Annotated in this window: 16 protein-coding genes; 11 read left to right on the forward strand and 5 right to left on the reverse strand. The window is 48.8% G+C overall.

Annotated features, from left to right (window positions below; genetic code table 11):
* The first annotated feature begins 117 nt into the window (after positions 1 to 117).
* Both plsY and AC4PME_RS07070 read left to right on the forward strand, forming a co-directional pair.
* Positions 118 to 717: a glycerol-3-phosphate 1-O-acyltransferase PlsY gene (gene plsY, locus AC4PME_RS07065; RefSeq protein ID WP_119500103.1), complete on the forward strand. Its 600-nt coding sequence runs from the start codon at positions 118 to 120 to the stop codon at positions 715 to 717.
* An 80-nt stretch (positions 718 to 797) separates the two neighbouring features.
* On the forward strand, positions 798 to 1,994 hold the full coding sequence (locus tag AC4PME_RS07070) for an MFS transporter (RefSeq protein ID WP_491529534.1): 1,197 nt from the start codon (positions 798 to 800) through the stop codon (positions 1,992 to 1,994).
* Here the strand turns inward: AC4PME_RS07070 and AC4PME_RS07075 are convergent.
* Together AC4PME_RS07075 and tsaD are read right to left on the reverse strand one after the other, a co-directional pair.
* Positions 1,969 to 3,192, reverse strand: coding sequence for an alkaline phosphatase family protein (locus AC4PME_RS07075; protein ID WP_491045130.1), 1,224 nt, complete (start codon positions 3,190 to 3,192; stop codon positions 1,969 to 1,971). The two genes, AC4PME_RS07070 and AC4PME_RS07075, sit on opposite strands and share 26 nt — an antisense overlap.
* An 82-nt stretch (positions 3,193 to 3,274) precedes the next feature.
* Positions 3,275 to 4,288, reverse strand: a complete 1,014-nt coding sequence (gene tsaD, locus AC4PME_RS07080; RefSeq protein WP_474845008.1) for a tRNA (adenosine(37)-N6)-threonylcarbamoyltransferase complex transferase subunit TsaD — start codon at positions 4,286 to 4,288, stop codon at positions 3,275 to 3,277.
* A 252-nt stretch (positions 4,289 to 4,540) separates the two neighbouring features.
* On the opposite strand from tsaD, the gene rpsU reads away from it, so the two are divergent.
* The 8 genes from rpsU (at position 4,541) to dgcA (ending at position 13,454) form a co-directional block, all read left to right on the forward strand.
* The gene (rpsU, locus tag AC4PME_RS07085) at positions 4,541 to 4,756 is read left to right on the forward strand and encodes a 30S ribosomal protein S21 (protein WP_012517258.1); all 216 of its coding nucleotides are present in this window, start codon (positions 4,541 to 4,543) and stop codon (positions 4,754 to 4,756) included.
* Between the two features lie 124 nt (positions 4,757 to 4,880).
* Positions 4,881 to 5,327 (forward strand): GatB/YqeY domain-containing protein, encoded by a 447-nt coding sequence (locus AC4PME_RS07090; protein WP_119500099.1) that lies wholly within the window; start codon positions 4,881 to 4,883, stop codon positions 5,325 to 5,327.
* A 174-nt stretch (positions 5,328 to 5,501) separates the two neighbouring features.
* The gene (dnaG, locus tag AC4PME_RS07095; protein ID WP_491045129.1) at positions 5,502 to 7,277 is read left to right on the forward strand and encodes a DNA primase; all 1,776 of its coding nucleotides are present in this window, start codon (positions 5,502 to 5,504) and stop codon (positions 7,275 to 7,277) included.
* A gap of 294 nt (positions 7,278 to 7,571) precedes the next feature.
* Positions 7,572 to 9,416 carry an RNA polymerase sigma factor RpoD gene (rpoD, locus tag AC4PME_RS07100; protein WP_491045128.1) on the forward strand — a complete coding sequence of 615 codons (1,845 nt, stop codon included), beginning with the start codon at positions 7,572 to 7,574 and terminating at the stop codon, positions 9,414 to 9,416.
* Positions 9,417 to 9,587: 171 nt separating this feature from the next.
* The gene (locus AC4PME_RS07105; RefSeq protein WP_474845014.1) at positions 9,588 to 10,313 is read left to right on the forward strand and encodes an SHOCT domain-containing protein; all 726 of its coding nucleotides are present in this window, start codon (positions 9,588 to 9,590) and stop codon (positions 10,311 to 10,313) included.
* Between the two features lie 151 nt (positions 10,314 to 10,464).
* Positions 10,465 to 11,352 carry a LysR family transcriptional regulator gene (locus AC4PME_RS07110; RefSeq protein WP_491045127.1) on the forward strand — a complete coding sequence of 296 codons (888 nt, stop codon included), beginning with the start codon at positions 10,465 to 10,467 and terminating at the stop codon, positions 11,350 to 11,352.
* 114 nt (positions 11,353 to 11,466) lie between these two features.
* Entirely contained in the window at positions 11,467 to 12,462 is a 996-nt protein-coding gene (gene dgcN / locus AC4PME_RS07115; protein ID WP_491045126.1) for an N-acetyltransferase DgcN, read from the forward strand.
* The gene (dgcA, locus tag AC4PME_RS07120) at positions 12,462 to 13,454 is read left to right on the forward strand and encodes an N-acetyl-D-Glu racemase DgcA (RefSeq protein WP_491045125.1); all 993 of its coding nucleotides are present in this window, start codon (positions 12,462 to 12,464) and stop codon (positions 13,452 to 13,454) included. The genes dgcN and dgcA overlap by 1 nt, the downstream gene beginning before the upstream one ends.
* A 75-nt stretch (positions 13,455 to 13,529) precedes the next feature.
* Here dgcA and AC4PME_RS07125 read toward each other — a convergent pair whose 3' ends face one another.
* Entirely contained in the window at positions 13,530 to 14,789 is a 1,260-nt protein-coding gene (locus tag AC4PME_RS07125) for an SGNH/GDSL hydrolase family protein (RefSeq protein ID WP_491045124.1), read from the reverse strand.
* A gap of 109 nt (positions 14,790 to 14,898) precedes the next feature.
* Between AC4PME_RS07125 and AC4PME_RS07130 the strand changes: the two genes are divergently transcribed.
* On the forward strand, positions 14,899 to 15,804 hold the full coding sequence (locus AC4PME_RS07130) for a LysR family transcriptional regulator (protein ID WP_491045123.1): 906 nt from the start codon (positions 14,899 to 14,901) through the stop codon (positions 15,802 to 15,804).
* 80 nt (positions 15,805 to 15,884) lie between these two features.
* Here the strand turns inward: AC4PME_RS07130 and AC4PME_RS07135 are convergent, their stop codons facing one another.
* Both AC4PME_RS07135 and dkgB read right to left on the reverse strand, forming a co-directional pair.
* The gene (locus AC4PME_RS07135; RefSeq protein WP_491226051.1) at positions 15,885 to 16,178 is read right to left on the reverse strand and encodes a putative quinol monooxygenase; all 294 of its coding nucleotides are present in this window, start codon (positions 16,176 to 16,178) and stop codon (positions 15,885 to 15,887) included.
* Positions 16,179 to 16,199: 21 nt separating this feature from the next.
* Positions 16,200 to 17,012, reverse strand: a complete 813-nt coding sequence (gene dkgB / locus AC4PME_RS07140) for a 2,5-didehydrogluconate reductase DkgB (RefSeq protein WP_491046035.1) — start codon at positions 17,010 to 17,012, stop codon at positions 16,200 to 16,202.
* Between the last annotated feature and the right edge of the window lie 179 nt (positions 17,013 to 17,191).

Genomic DNA, 17,191 nt, shown 5'->3' on the forward strand with positions numbered 1-17,191 from the left:
CAGTGGTGGCCGCCACTTTACCACAACTGCCCCTGTGGTCACTAAACCTTGCTGGTATTTTACCTGCGATTCCTGTTAGTCTGCGTGCATGTACCGTATTGATAGTGTCTGCAAGAAATGATCGCCCTGGTAATTCTTATGGTCTGTATCGCTTACCTGATGGGTTCGCTTTCCAGCGCCGTTGTTGTTTGCCGGTTATACCAGCTTCCTGATCCCCGCGCCGCCGGTTCAAATAACCCCGGGGCAACCAATGTATTCAGACTGGGCGGCCGCGTTCCGGCTGCTCTGGTATTGTTCATGGACGTGTTTAAAGGCACGGTACCGGTGTATTGCAGCTACTGGATGGGCATCGAACCTGTTGCCCTGGGTTTTATTGGCGTTGCGGCCTGTCTGGGACACATTTTTCCGCTGTACTTCGGCTTCAAAGGCGGCAAAGCCGTGGCTACCGCTTTCGGTGTTCTGTTGCCACTGGGCCCTGAACTGGCAGGTCTGCTGATCCTGACCTGGTTGCTGGTCATGTTTGTCTGGGGCTATGCCTCTCTGGCGGCCATTATTGCGGTAAGTCTGGCACCGTTATTTACCTGGTTTATCAAGCCTATGTATACCGTTCCGGTGATCATGTTGTCGGTACTCATTATCTTTCGGCACAAAGACAATATTCAACGCCTGCTCAAAGGTGAAGAAAGTAAAGTGTGGGATAAAGTACGTTTAAAATAAAACCGCACACTGCCAAAATAACGGATGTGACCGGTTTACCGGCAGACTCTTCATTTCTTTCTGTAATCTGAGAAATCATCATGCATTTTCAGGCGCAAACCCGCTTGCAGTTCATCATTTTCATGCTGGTCTGTGCCGCGTTTACCAACATCTATATTACTCAACCGGTACTTCCGGTACTCCGTCAGGACTTTAATACTGACCTGGTCATGGTGTCTTTCACAGTATCGGCAGTGGTGTTGGGCATAGCGCTGGCAAACCTGCCTTTCGGATTAATATCAGATAAATTTCCGGTTCGACCCGTCATCGCAACAGGCGGAACCGCCATTGTTCTGTGCGGACTGATTTGTGCGGCCACAGACAACCTGAATGTACTGATTGCCGCAAGATTCGTACAGGGTATCTTCGTTCCGTCACTGACAACCTGTATCGTTGCCTGGCTTTCCCGCTCACTGCCCCCTGAAAAATTGAATGTTGTGATGGGCGCTTATGTGTCAGCCACCGTTGCCGGTGGTCTTGGCGGCCGGTTACTGGGTGGCTGGGCATTTTCTCCGGAGCACTGGCGCTATGCATTTGTTGCAACCAGTCTGTTCACGCTCATTGCCTTTTCGCTGGCTCTGTACGGTCTTCCCCGTGATAAGCGCGAAAAGTCTGATCCGAAAGCGCCTGCAGTCCGTTACATTCAACTTGTCAGGCAGTGGCCGCTTTTACGACTGTACCTGTGTGCGCTGAGCGGATTCGGCATCTTCTCATCAGTATTTAATTTTCTGCCTTTTCACCTTACTCAAGCCCCTTTTGCATTCACCACTGAAGACACTACTCTGCTTTACCTGGTGTATCTTACCGGCGTGATGATTGGTCCGGTGACAGGCAAGCTCAGTAACCGTATCGGCAGCGGCAACACCTTACTGACAGGTGCTGCTGTACTGTGTATTTCCCTGTTTATGTTGTTGCTTCCCTCGGTGCCGGCAGTCACTGCCGGGCTGATTTTACTGTGCGCAGGTTTTTTCACCATTCATGCCGCTGCTGTGGGTGCACTGAACGGTAAACTTACCGGCGGACAGGGCCGTGCTAATGCTCTGTACACACTGTTTTACTATGTGGGTGGCTGGGCCGGTATTACCCTATCCAGCCTTTTATACAAGCATTTCGGATGGAATACGCTGGTAGGTGTACTGCTGGTTCTTCTGATCATTCCGGTAACCGCAGGGTGCTTTGAGCGACGCTTCAGCCCCCGCGGTACGGGTCAGATTACTGCTCAGCCAGACCAAGATTAAAGGTGTTGCTGCCGCTGTCTGTTTCAGGCACAAATTCCAGCTTCATCAGCTTTGCCAGACCAGGATAAATTTCCAGGTTTTTCATCGGCGGTATGGTCGCCCCCTGTCTGAAATCAGGGCCTGCAGCAATAAAGGTGGCAGCCATGTCGTCCAGTGTAGCGTCAAAACCGTGGGCGCCTTTACCGTCGTGGGTGCTGTCGCTGACAAAGTAACCCGGGGGCCGGATTTCCAGCATAATATCGCCGGTACGCTGATCCCTTTCCATATGCACGCTGGCTCTGCGGGAATCTGACATCACCGAATAACGCCCTTTAGCGGCATCTTCTAAAGACGCCTTCAGCACACTGATTTCCTGCTCCGTTGTGCCTTCTTTGCCATAGATAAGTACTTGTGAACCGCGGGTCTCAACGGCAAACTTGTCGCTGATCCCAAGCTCAGCCTCCACCACCTTGCTTTCCTGGCGGATAGCCGTCATACCGTGATCAGACACCAGCACCAGGTTAACCGGGATATCCAGCTGTTTGATTCTGCCATAAAGCTGGCCAATCAGACCGTCTATGAGCTGAACAGCGTCATAGGTTTCTTTAGCATCCGGCCCGAAATCGTGCCCCTGCGTATCCACCAGTGAAAAGTAGCCCGCAATGAAATGCGGACGCGATACTTCAGGTAAAGACAACCATTCGGTTATCTGATCAATTCTTCCCTGATAATCCGCATATTTAGAGTAGTGATAGTGATAAGACGGCAGATTGCCGTTAATTCTGGCATCAGATTCCGGCCAGAAATACGTAGCCGCCTTCAAACCGTTAAATTCCACCAGATTCCAGAAAGGCATACCAGATAGCCAGGTCGAATCGCCGTACCCTTTTCCCATGGAATACCGGGCATAACTGTCTTTTACAGGGCGGGATTTGTCGTAAAAAGCGTTATTTACGATACCGTGGTGAACGGGCAATAAACCGGTGATTATAGAAATATGATTGGGAAATGTGCTGGACGGGTATACCGGAATCATCTTCTCAGCCTGCACCCCGTCCTTCGCAATTTGTGCAATATTGGCCGCGTTGTGTTTTTCCACATAATCGTGGCGAAAACCATCTATGGATATCATCACCACATAAGGCGTGTCATCCTTCGCCTGCACGCCGGTTGTCAGTACAGCCAGCAAAAGTGTTGCCCACAGTCCTTTTCGTTTCATTGTTTTTTCCGTCTTTTAATACTTGGCACAGTATAAAAGTGGACTGTGACAACAACAATTCACTGACCGCAAAGTTCGCGACTTACACCGCGGGCAAAGAATCCAGTGGCCAGCGGGGTTTGGCGGCGGCGGATAAATCACAGAATTGTCCGGCCTTTAAGCGCTGCATGCCGGCATAGGCAATCATGGCGCCGTTATCGGTGCAAAAAGCGAGACCCGGATAAAACACCTCGCCACGGAGTTCTTTCATCAGCGATTCCATGGACTCACGCAAATACGTATTGGCACTGACACCGCCGGCAATGACCAGCCGCTTCAAACCGGTTTGTTTCAGCGCACGCTTGCACTTAATGATAAGGGTATCAACGACAGCTTCCTGAAAGGCGAACGCAATATTCGCTTTGGTTTGTTCAGAGTCGTCGGCATCGCGGATGGTGTTAGCGGCAAAGGTTTTTAATCCGCTGAAGCTGAAATCCAGGCCGGGGCGATCTGTCATCGGACGGGGAAATTTATAGTGTCCACCCTCACCTTTTTCTGCCAGCTTTGCCAGCAGCGGACCGCCAGGGTAATCCAGACCCAGTAACTTGGCGGTTTTATCAAAGGCTTCACCTGCAGCATCGTCAATGGACTCACCCAGCACTTCATACTGACCAATTCCCTGCACATTCACCAGCATCGAGTGACCACCGGATACCAACAGCGCCACGAAAGGAAACGCGGGAGCATTTTCTTCCAGCATAGGAGCCAGCAAGTGCCCTTCCATGTGGTGCACACCCACGGCCGGTATATTCCATGCGTAAGACAGTGCGCGACCTACGGATGAGCCTACTAATAATGCACCAACAAGGCCCGGTCCCTGAGTAAATGCGATGCCGTCCAGGTCTTCACCTTCAGTAGCCGCGTCTTTCAATGCTTTGCGGATCAGTGGTATGATCTTACGCACATGATCGCGGGATGCCAGTTCGGGAACCACACCACCATAGTCGGCGTGCAGTTTAACCTGGCTGTATAATTCGTGGGACAACAATCCTTTTTCGTCATCGTAAACCGCGATGCCCGTTTCGTCGCAGGATGTTTCGATACCCAGAATACGCATTGATAAACCTCTTTATGGTGGTGCAGGGCGGGCAAGTTTACCGTTATTCGTTCACCCTGAAAATGGTAAATGCGAGGATCGCGAATCAGATTCAGCTAAAAATCTGCGATCGCTGGTTAATTTATTAACACTACCGGCTTTACTTTCCCTTCAGAAAAGAATAGAATTTCGCACCATTTTTAACCCGGGTGTCGATTTATCGCACACTTTCACGCCCGGCTACAGTCTTGAAAATTTTGAGGTGAGAATTTAATGCCTATCGTTAAAGTTAGAGAAAACGAGCCGTTTGATGTCGCTCTTCGTCGTTTTAAACGCTCTTGTGAAAAAGCAGGTGTTTTGTCAGAAGTTCGTCGTCGTGAGTTCTTCGAAAAGCCTACTTGGGAACGTAAGCGTAAAAAAGCGGCTGCTAAAAAGCGTCATCTGAAAAAGCTGGCTCGCGAAAACGCACGTCGCGTAAAACTCTACTAAGATAGTGTTGGCTTAACAAAGGTGCCTTAAGGCACCTTTGCTGTCTCAGGACCACTGAAAAAGTGATTCCCGTCCTGCCCGCCCTGTCCTTCTGATAAGCCCGACATCAGGAAAGAAAATTACTATGGCTTTAATTGACGATTTAAAAAACGCACAAAAAGATGCCATGCGCGCCAAAGAGAAATTGAAACTTGGCACAATTCGTATGGCACTGGCCGCCATCAAGCAAAAAGAAATTGATGAGCAAATCACTGTAGACGATACCGCCATTCTGGCAATCTTAACCAAGATGGTTAAGCAGCGTGCTGACGCGGCCGCCCAGTATGATCAGGCAAATCGTGATGATCTGGCCAGCACAGAACGTGCGGAAATCGTTATTTTAGAATCTTTCCTGCCACAACCGCTTACTGATGAAGAAGTGGCTGCTCTGATTGACGAAGCTATGGCTGCAACCGGTGCCACCGGCATGCAGGACATGGGTAAAGTCATGGGTGCATTGAAGCCAAAAGTTCAGGGCCGCACAGACATGGGCGCACTGAGTGGAAAAATCAAAGCGCGTCTGAACGCGTAACACCTTGAGTCAGTTCAGATAGCCGTTTAAAAAGATCAGGCGCAATACGAAAAGGTTGCGCCTTCTTCTCTCCCTGATAAAGTAACCCACGTTTGCTGACCCTTCTGACATCGCGCTCAGGCACTGATCAGCTGTTACTGTTTCTGTTATATACCCGTAGGTTACATATACTGCATGTCCGGAAGAATTCCCCGCGATTTTATTGATGATCTGTTAGCCCGTACCGATGTTGTCGACATTGTGGACAGCCGTGTGAAACTGAAAAAAGCGGGTAAGAATTATCAGGCCTGTTGTCCGTTTCATAACGAAAAAACCCCGTCTTTTACCGTCAGTCAGGACAAGCAGTTCTATCACTGTTTTGGCTGTGGCGCTCACGGCAATGCAATCTCCTTTATCATGGAATTTGACCGGCTGGAGTTTGTAGAGGCGATTGAAGAGCTGGCACGGCTACACGGGTTAGAGATCCCGCGGGAACAGAGCAGCCGGCCTGCAATGACAGAAGAGAAGCGTCAGCAGCAACAGGATGACTATGCACTGATGGAATCTGTCACCCGCTATTTTCAGCAGCAGTTAAGACAGCATGCCAACAGCCCCAAAGCAATTGACTACCTGAAAGGTCGCGGCTTATCCGGTGATATTGTGAAGCATTGGGAAATCGGCTACGCCCCGTCAGAATGGGATGGCGTACTGAAAACCTTCGGCACAGATCCCCAACGGGTTCAGCAGTTGCTGGATCTGAAACTGGTAAACAAAAATGATCGCGGCAAGACTTATGATTTCTTCCGTGACCGGATCATGTTTCCTATCCGCGATCGCCGTGGCAGAGTGATCGGCTTTGGCGGCCGGGTGCTGGATGACGGCGGCCCGAAGTACCTTAACTCTCCGGAAACACGGATTTTCCACAAAGGCTACGAACTGTTTGGCTTTTATCAGGCGAAACAAAGCCAGCGCCATCTCGATAAAGTGGTGATAGTGGAAGGCTACATGGATGTGGTAGCGCTGAGCCAGTTCGATATCCATATTGCCACGGCAGCACTGGGCACGGCGACAACGCCGGAGCATCTCAGTATGCTGATGCGCACCACTTCCCACATTGTGTGCTGTTACGACGGTGACCGTGCCGGGCGAGAAGCTGCCTGGCGGGCACTTGAAAATGCATTACCCGCATTAAAAGATGGTGTGAAACTGACATTCCTTTTTCTTCCCGACGGTGAAGATCCGGATACCATGGTTCGCCAGACGGGCAAAGACACCTTTATGGCATTACTCGATGATGCCATGCCCTTGTCGCGGTTCTTCTTTGAGTCACTGCTGAAACAACATGAAGTCGGCACGCCGGAAGGTAAAGTGGCGTTGAAAGCCGCTGCGCAGCCTTTGATAGACCAGGTACTGGGTGACAGTCAGAAAGCCATGTTGCAGGAAGAGCTGGCGAAACATGTGGGTGAATATGACCGCTTTCGTTTGCAGCAGGATATGCAACAGGCAAAACAAAAGTCGTCAAAACCAAAGGATTCCCACTACACCCAACAAAAGACCCAGATATCGCCGGTCCGCACAATGGTGCGGTTACTGCTGGATAACCCGGCATTGGCTGCCAGACACACCCACTGCTCGCCGCAGGTACTGGCACAAAGTGGTGTTGCCGGTATCCACGTACTCATCGACATCCACGGGTATTGTTTAAATAATCCACAATCCACCACCGCCCAGGTCCTTGAAAACTTCCGTGACCATCCCCATTCTTCTGTCATCGCGAAGTTACTGTTACAGGAACACCTGATTAAGGAAGATGACGCAGATACCGTGTATTGCGACAGTTTTGCAAAGCTGCTCGACTGGCATTTCGACAGCAGAATTGAGACGCTGATTTCACGCTCGCGTATGCAGCCGCTTTCTCAGGAAGAGAAAACAGAATTGACCTTATTGATGAAAGAACGTCAGAAGTCGTAGCTCACGAGGCCGCCGGATAAAGTTCTGGCGAAAAATCACGCTGAACGTCTGGTCAAAAATGGTGTCTTTCTGTTATACTGACTAATTCGCTGCAAGCAGATTTTATAGAAAACATCGGGCTTACCTTGATGCAATCTTGAGACGTATAAGATGCATAATTCAGGCCGAAATTACAATAGCCGATGTTCTGACAGGTGCGGTAACAAACGATAGCAAGCATGGACAAGACGGGATTTTTCCGGCTCTTGAACGTGCTTTTTTGCTTATTAATTCAATGTGAGAAGTGTAGGTTATATGGCTCAAAGCAAGCAGTCTCAGATTAAACTCCTGATTGCAAAAGGTAAAGAACAAGGTTACTTAACTTTTGCAGAAGTAAACGACCACCTGCCACAAGATATCGTCGATTCAGATCAGATCGAAGACATCATTAGTATGATCAATGATATGGGTATTCAGGTTTCAGAGTCCGCACCGGATTCCGATGAATTACTCATGCAAGAAACCACCGCCGATGAAGATGCCGCTGAAGCTGCAGCTCAGGCGCTGGCAACCGTAGAAAGTGAAATTGGCCGTACAACTGACCCTGTCCGCATGTACATGCGTGAAATGGGTACCGTTGAACTGTTGACCCGTGAAGGCGAAATCGAAATCGCCAAGCGTATCGAAGACGGTATCAACCAGGTTCAGTGTTCTGTTGCTGAATACCCTGAAGCCATCACTTACCTGTTGGAACAGTGGGATTTATTTGAAGCGGAAGAAATTCGTCTTGGCGATATTATTTCCGGTTTCGTTGATCCTAACGAAGAGCAGGATCTCGCACCTACCGCTACCCACATCGGTTCTGAATTGTCAGCTGAAGAGTTAGACGACGAAGATGATGACGATGATGACGACGACGATGATGATAATAGCGATGAGGACGATAGCGGCGTTGATCCGGAAGTTGCCCGTGAAAAGTTCGGTAAGCTTCGTGAACAATACCTGAAGACCCGTGCTGTAATTGAAAAGCATGGCCGTTCAGACAAGAAATCCCGCGAAGAAATTGGCGTACTCAGCGAAGTCTTCAAAGAATTCCGCTTAGTACCTAAGCAGTTTGACCGCATGGTTAAAAACATGCGCGACATGATGGACAAAGTACGCATCCAGGAACGCCTGGTCATGAAGTACTGCGTTGTAAACGCAAAGATGCCTAAGAAAGATTTCATTAAGGCATTTGCTGGCAACGAAACCACTACAGACTGGTTAGAAGCCACGTTATCTTCAGGCGCGCCTTACACCGGCATGCTGCAAAACTACAAAGAAGATATCGAGCGTTCTGTCTCCAAGATGAACAGCGTAGAACAGGAAACTGGTCTGGTTATCGCTGACATTAAAGACATTAACCGTCGCATGTCTATCGGTGAAGCGAAAGCCCGCCGAGCGAAGAAAGAAATGGTTGAGGCGAACTTACGTCTGGTTATTTCAATCGCGAAAAAATACACCAACCGTGGCCTTCAATTCCTGGATCTGATTCAGGAAGGTAACATCGGCCTGATGAAAGCGGTTGATAAGTTCGAATACCGTCGTGGTTATAAGTTCTCAACCTATGCAACATGGTGGATCCGTCAGGCAATCACCCGTTCAATCGCTGACCAGGCACGGACTATCCGTATTCCGGTTCACATGATTGAAACCATTAACAAACTGAACCGTATCTCCCGTCAGATGCTGCAGGAAATGGGTCGTGAGCCAACGCCGGAAGAATTGTCAGAACGTATGGCAATGCCGGAAGACAAAATCCGTAAAGTGCTTAAGATTGCGAAAGAGCCAATCTCCATGGAAACCCCCATCGGTGATGATGAAGATTCGCATCTGGGTGACTTTATCGAGGACAGCACCATTATTCAGCCCCTCGATTCAGCTACCGGCGGCAGCCTGAAAGACGCGACCCAGGAAGTTCTGGCCGGTCTGACAGCCCGTGAAGCAAAAGTGCTGCGTATGCGTTTCGGTATCGACATGAACACTGACCACACGCTGGAAGAAGTTGGTAAGCAGTTCGACGTTACCCGTGAGCGTATCCGTCAGATTGAAGCGAAAGCATTGCGTAAACTTCGCCACCCAAGCCGTTCAGAGCAGCTGCGCAGCTTCCTGGACGAGTAAGACTTGCTGATAAGTTATCGTTAAAAACAGCCACCTTCGGGTGGCTGTTTTGTTTCCGGCTTACTATACCCGGGTATGAAAGAACGTTAGCAAGTTCCCGCCCGCTTCCTTGTCAGTTTTGTATACTTGTTCCATATTTAATCAATTGCATTACTGAATAAGGAAGTGTCCGTGAACAAATTTTTATCGGCCTGTCTGGTCCTTGCAGGTTTATCTCTGGGTGGTTGTGCCACCTGGAATCCGCCCTCGCCTATGCTGGAAACAGAGGTATTTAAAAAGCTCGTCAGTATAAAGCCTGTGGAGCCGCAGGAAAAAATTTACCGGCAGTACGTGAGTGACGGTATTTATCTTCAATTCGAGCGCATGGACGAAAATAATATTATTTACGGCTGGTATACCTGTACCAACTGTAACTGGACCCGTTCTAAATTTCTCGCGCTGTATGACGGCAGCTACCTGTATATGACATACGGGCATCATGAGGAGTTTTTCCTCGAATCTCCCAAAGATGTCCGCCATCATCCGGAAAATTCACACTGGTCATGGAGTGTGATTGAGAAGTATCAGCTTGAAGGCCGGAACCTGATAAAACTGGGTCAAATTCGTAAATGTGCGTCTGACAGCCCTCAGATCAAAGAGTGGTCTAACGTGCCATGGGCCTACGATGGTGAAACAGATTGTCAGTTTGAAGCGAACGGCAGATACAGCAAAATTTTTGTCGCAACTATCGATGAAACCTTAACGGGTAAACGCAGTTCTATCGTCGGTGAGGCAGCTGACACGATTTCAACCGAAGTTCGTGCCAAACTCGCTACACTTAAAGAGCTTTTCGATGAAGGGCTTATCAGTGACGCGGATTACGAAGAGAAACGTAAGGCACTTTTAGACCAGCTTTGAGTCATCCCTTATACTAGCCTGCCGCACAATAGCACTTCCTTGCTGTTGCGCGGCCTCCCCTCCTGAGTTTTTTTGTCTTGGTGACCTTGTCATCCCGCTGCGAATTTAATTAAATGGTTTTTCAGGCCTTTGCTGAACCAGGGAAAGTGATATGCGTTTACGCCATATTGAAGTATTTCATGCCATTTACACCACCGGCTCCATTACCGGTGCTGCTAATTTACTGTATGTGTCTCAGCCATCGGTGTCTAAAGTGCTGGCTCATGCTGAGCAACAGCTTGGCTTCGACCTTTTTCACCGCAACAAAGGCAAGTTAACGCCCACAGCGGAAGCAGAAATGATGTTTCCGGAAATCAGCAAAATTTATAAGCAACTGAATACGGTTAAGCAGCTTGCCAATAATATTCAACGGGGACGCAGTGGCATCATCAATATTGCTGTTACTCCTGCGCTGGGTTTCAACGTACTTCCCCAAACCATGGCAATGTTCCGCCGGCAACATCCGGATGTAGCCCTGAATATTAAAACCGTTCATAACCAGGAAGCGCTGCAAACCCTGCTGGCGCACAAATGCGATGCCGCCGTACTGTTTTCATCTCCCGAATTGCCCGGTGTGGCAGAACGTCCGTTATGCGAACAGGAAATGGTAGTGATGTATCCCAGACAAGCTTTCAGGGAAGCGCCGGAAACACTGACCATCAGTGATTTACAAAACCTGGATATTATCGGGATCTGGGAAAGCGGACCTTTAGGAGAAATGGCCTGGCGTCACATTGAACAGTCCGGCCTGGATATTAAAACACAAATCCAGGTGGATACCTATTACATCGCCGCGCGACTGGTTGATGCCGGTCTCGGATGCTGTATTGTTGACAGACTGACCGCTGAGGGTAATCAGACAGAAAAAACCGGTATCGCCCGGTTCGCCCCTTCACTGACGTTCACCGTAAAAGCGCTTTCTCTGGACAGCCGTCCGGTATCCAAACTGTGTGAAAGTTTTCTCGACACACTGTCCGACACTATCGGGCGGATAACCTGACGTTATACCCTTACCAAAAGTTACTACTTATCACCGGCTCTCCGGCCTTTTACACTGCCTGAAATAACACACTGACCTTACAGTGATTTTTTCTCAGAATTTTCAGGATGCACTATGGTACTTACTCCTCCTTATTTGCTTTTCATTGGCAACGCCACCGATCCGCTCAGCATAAAAATGGCAAAAAGCGTGGCTGACTGGAACCCGGATGCCTGCATCGGTGAATACCGTTTGCCGGGTTGCGAGGTCACCACCGGCTGCCCGTCAATGACTATCGATGAGGCGGTCGATGCCGGCGCCAACACTTTCGTGCTGGGCTTTGCAAACAGCGGCGGTTTTATTGATGAAGCGTGGGTTCCTACAATCGTAGAAGCCATTGAAGCCGGCATGCATGTTGTCAGCGGCCTGCACGATAAACTCACCAGCATCCCAGCCGTGGTGGAAGCCGCGCAGCGTTGTGACCGCCAGCTCATTGATATCCGTCATCCCACAGCCCGCTTCAAAACAGGAAAAGGCATCAAACGTACAGGCAAGCGTCTGCTGACAGTTGGCACCGACTGCTCTGTGGGCAAAATGTATACTTCACTGTGTCTGACCAGAGCGCTGGAAGAAGCCGGTCAGAAAGCGACTTTCCGTGCTACCGGGCAAAGCGGCATTCTGGTTGCCGGAGAAGGCGTCGCTATCGACTGTGTGGTAGCAGACTTCATATCCGGTGCAGTGGAGACACTCAGCCCTGACAACGACGAAGACCACTGGGATATTATCGAGGGACAAGGTTCCCTGTCCCATCCGGCCTTTGCCGGTGTCAGTTTAGGGTTGCTGCACGGCTCCCAACCTGATGCACTGGTGATCTGCCATGCGCTGAACCGGTCACACATGCGGGGGTTACCTCACTATCCCCAACCAACACTGGAAGCTGTCATCGAAATGACTGTAAATGCTGCCAGATTAACGAATCCGGACGTAAAAGTTGTTGGCATTGCAGTGAACACATCCAGTGTCAGTGAAGCTGAAGCAAAAGCGTATTGTGAAGAAACGGCTTCAAAGCTCGGCTTACCGTGTACCGACCCGGTACGTTTTGGTGTCAGTGAAATTATCGGGAACCTCTGATGGCATTAACAATTACAATTAAACACGAACGTTTTCCGCTGGCGCAGGTGTTTCGCATTTCCCGGGGAGCCAAAACAGCAGCCGATGTGATACACGTGTCAGTGAGTGACGGCATGCATACCGGATATGGCGAGTCTGTGCCCTATGGCAGATACGGCGAGTCCATCGAATCGGTCACAGCCCAGTTAGAAAAGGTCAGGGCCAGCATTGTCAGCCTTGAAGATCATGCAGCACTACCGGAATTGCTGCCAGCCGGATCTGCCCGCAATGCGCTGGATTGTGCCCTGTGGGACTTAACCGCCAAAGTAACCGGCAAACCGGTGTCTGAACTGCTTGATTTACCCGTTACGCCACATTGCTTTACCGCACAAACTATCAGTGTGGATACTGTCGAAAATATGCAGGCGTCTGCGCGTAAACTCAAAGGCGCGCCAATAATCAAAGTGAAGCTGGACCCCGATGCCGTTGTTGACAAGATCCGCGCTATTCACGAAGTCACGCCGGAAAGCCGGCTGATTGTAGATGCTAACGAAGGCTGGACCATCGAAGACTTGAAAGCCGTGGCTGAGCCGCTGAAAGCCTGCAATGTTGTACTCATTGAGCAACCCGTACCGGCAGCGAACGATGAAGTGCTTGAGCATTATGAATGCCCAATTCCACTTTGCGCCGACGAGTCCTGCCATACGTCAGCCGGGCTGGACGTATTGCGTAAACGCTATCAGAGCATCAACATCAAGTTAGATAAAACCGGCGGTCTCACCGAAGCTGCCGCTCTGTACAAAGCCGCAAGAGCAATGGATTTCTCAGTCATGGTAGGCTGTATGGTTGGCACGTCGCTGGCAATGGCGCCGGCTTACTTGCTGTGTGACGGCGCTGACTTTGTGGATTTGGATGGCCCTATCCTCATTGCGCAGGACAGAGAAAACGGCTTCTGTTTCGACAACGGCAAAATGTGGCAACCCGATACGTTTTTGTGGGGTATGTCAAAATAGTAAATTAAGACGCCCTTTTCTTAACAGGGCGTCTTTTATATCGGGAATGACTCCAATTCGACTGTTCTGAGCTTTTTAAAGCAGGCTGGTTAAAGGAATTGCCTCTGCCATCGCTTCATTACCTCTATCTCCGGGGTGAAGGTGATCGCCGGAATCATACCCGGTTGCCATCCTTTTTGGATCATCCGGCGATTGAAGCACTTTATCAAAATCGATGATGCTATCGAAAGCACCACTATTTCTAATCCACTGATTCAACGCCTGTCTTCGCCGCTCCTTGTCCTCGTTGTAATATCCTTCAAGTGGCGTGCCTTCCAGAGCACCTTTAAAAGGAGGTAAAGTTGCACCGGTTACTTTAATCCCCCGCAGATGTGCCTGTTGCACCAATTGAGAAAAGCCGTCTTGCAATGCTTCAAGAGGCGGAATTAAGCTATCCGGAGCGAAAAGAGTACCCGGCCAGGCAATATCATTAATCCCTAAAAGCACAATGACACGATCAACGCCGGGTTTAGATAACACATCTCTGCTGAACCTGCTCAGAGCATTCCCCCCCATACCATCGCTAAGCAATCTTGCACCGGAAATACCTGCATTTATCACAGCAATATTTTGGGTATACAGACGATGAGCTAAAAAATCTGTCCACCGGGTATTTTTGTCCAGGCTGGCTGTCGCCCCGTCCGTGATGGAATCGCCGATCACAGCGATGGTGCGCCCCTCAGGCCTGTTGATATGAAAAGCGCTAAGATAAAATCGAGCCGTTGATTCGCTAACTTCCCCCATAATATCATCAACCAGTGAATGCTTACCTTCAGCCACAAAACTGGTTTGTCGTCCATCCCAGTGAAACGTTTCCGGTATTACGTGTTCCGGAAAATACATAGATACGACCACTTCTGACAAATCCGGAATGTCCAGAGATACAGCGTCACTTACCAACGTTGCTCCGGGCCTTACAGTTGCCTTTCTTTTTCCACCGAAAGTCACTACAGCTATATTTCTGAATCCTTTCTTAACATCCTCTGAATGTCGGATTGCTACGGTAATATCCTGCACTTTAAAAGACGATGTGCCGAAGTCGTTCGATAGTTCGAGACGGAAATGATCCCCCCCAAGACTAATTTTGACGACTTGCCGGATTGTAAGATCATGAATTTCCTCAGGGATATTTGTCGGGAAAACGAAATTTTTTTCCCATACTTTTTGAGGACTTGCCGCCCAACTTGTGACCCAGCCCTCGCTTGTGCTTCCACCTGCACATGCAGGCGAAGTAAAAAACACGAAGGTCAGTAAAGTGCATATATATCGTTTTGCCAGTTTGGATATAAAATTCATTTGTATACCTGAAGTGAGTGAATAAAGCGCTATTATCCTCCTTTCAATTCTGCTAAAAATAAGCATAAGTGCACTTCACTTATGCTTTAAAGACACAAATAGACTAGTTATGGCTAAACACGATTTTAACCGGACAGCAGAACTAGAGACCTTTGTAAAAGTTGTAGAGCACAATGGCTTTACAGCCGCAGCAAATGCGCTCGATACTGTCCCGTCATCAGTAAGCAGATCTGTTGCAAAATTGGAAAAGCGACTGGGAGTCAGGTTATTCAACCGTTCGACCCGTTCAATTCATCTCACCAGTGAAGGTTGCGACTTTTACGAGCGGGTCGTGAGGATCCTGTCGGATCTGAACGAAGCAGAACAACTCGCCGGATTGCAGAAACGACCAACAGGAAAAATAAGAGTAAACTGCAATATTCCGTTCGGAAAACACTACATATTGCCTCTCGTTCCTGAGTTTCAGGAGAAATATCCGGAGGTAACACTAGATATTGAACTCAGTGACCATGTTGTCAATTTGCTTGAAGAAAGTGCAGATGTCGCAATTCGCTCTGGTTCTTTGAGTGATTCAAGTCTGGTTTCCCGAAAATTAGGAAAAGCACGGATGGTCATCGTGGCTGCACCGTCTTATATAGCAAAACATGGCACTCCTGAATCTGCCGGAGACTTGCGACATCATAACCTTTTAGGTTTTACATTCCGTCAGTCACACCGGGCATGGCCTCTTAACACAGGAGGATTTGAAAGTACAATCATGCCAGCAGGTACTATAAGAGTCAGTGATGGTGATGCTTTACGTCAACTAGTTCTGTCCGGCTCAGGTATCGCACGGCTGGCATATTTCCAGGTCAAAAACGACATCGCGAAAGGCGACCTCGTTTTAATTATGGAGAAAGAAGCCCACAGTTACTCCGAAGAGGTTCAAGCCGTTTATGTCGGCCATACGGGCATACTGCCAGTCAGAATCAGGGCATTTATCGATTTTCTGGTTGAAAAAGTAAAAGTTGAATAATTATAGGAAATTTTCCAACCTCAAGAAGGCCTGTCTTTTGTAAGACAGGCCTAAGCCTAAGCTAGTACAACTAATCTACCTTATGAGTGCAACGAATATACGTGCATTGTGACGTCTTTAATCAGGCCTTCCGACACTTCCTGAAATGCAGTGAAATGAGGCAAAGTCATATGGTCGTCCAGCGCCGCCTGAGACGTCCACTGCTCCATCACCAGCACTTCCACTTCTTCGTCAACTTCACGTAACCCAAGATCATACTGAATACAGCCTTCTTCCTTTCGTGAATGTTCCTGCAACGTTTCAAACAACGCGGTCACTTTCGCTGCATCACTCAGCGATGTCCTTGCGGTGGCAATTACACATACAGTCATCATCAGTTCCTTTTTTGTCAGGGATTAATCCCACTCAGGTGAAAAGTCCGGCGTCGCTTCACGCTCATTGCGGTTTAATTTGTCGATGGCATCCATGTCTTCGATAGCGAGAGTCAGCGATGCCCCTTTAAGGTTTGTCGCCAGATTTTCCCGCTTAGTCGATGACGGGATGGTCGCCAGACCGTGCCCCAGTTCCCATGCAATCACTACTTCGGCGGGTGACACTTCATACTTCTCAGCAATTTGTATCACCGTTTCGTCTTTCAACACTTTGCCCACAGCAAACGGCATATATCCTGTGATATGAATATCATTAACCGTACAGTATGCACGCAACTTGTCGTTAGTTAAATGCGGGTGTACCTCTACCTGATTGGTAAAAATTTCCCCTTTTCCTAAAATCTGCTGCGCTTCTTCCAGGTGGGCAATAGTAAAGTTAGATACCCCGATATGTCTGGTCAGGCCCTGCGCTTTCGCTTTCGCCAGTTCACCCAGATACTCTTCCATGGACTCGCCGTTCTCAGGGGAAGGCCAGTGGATCAGCAGCAGATCAACATAACTGAGCTGTAATTTCTCCAGACTTTCCTTAACACTGGGCAGAAAGTCCTTGCTGTTCAGCTTGTTATTCCACACTTTGGTAGTGACAAATAATTCGTCTCTGTTAATACCGCTGTCTTTCAATGCACGGCCTACCGCTTCTTCATTTTCATAAATTTGTGCAGTGTCGATATGACGGTAGCCGACTTCCAGTGCATCTTTCACACTGTTGTATGCCACGTCGTCTTTTAACCGGAAAGTACCCGCGCCTAACTGAGGCATGGATGAATGGGATTCCATAAATTGCTCCTTCATGTTCTATGAAATGAGTATTGGGATGAAAATACTCAATCTTTACGATTTACGACTGAATTCAGATTAAGCAGGTTCAGTCGCAGAAAAATGAAGCGCAGTGTGAGGGATAGTCTGAATAACAAAAACAGTAATAATGACAAAATACTTTTGCGGGAAACGTAAAG

The organism is Alteromonas sp., from assembly GCF_984505615.1.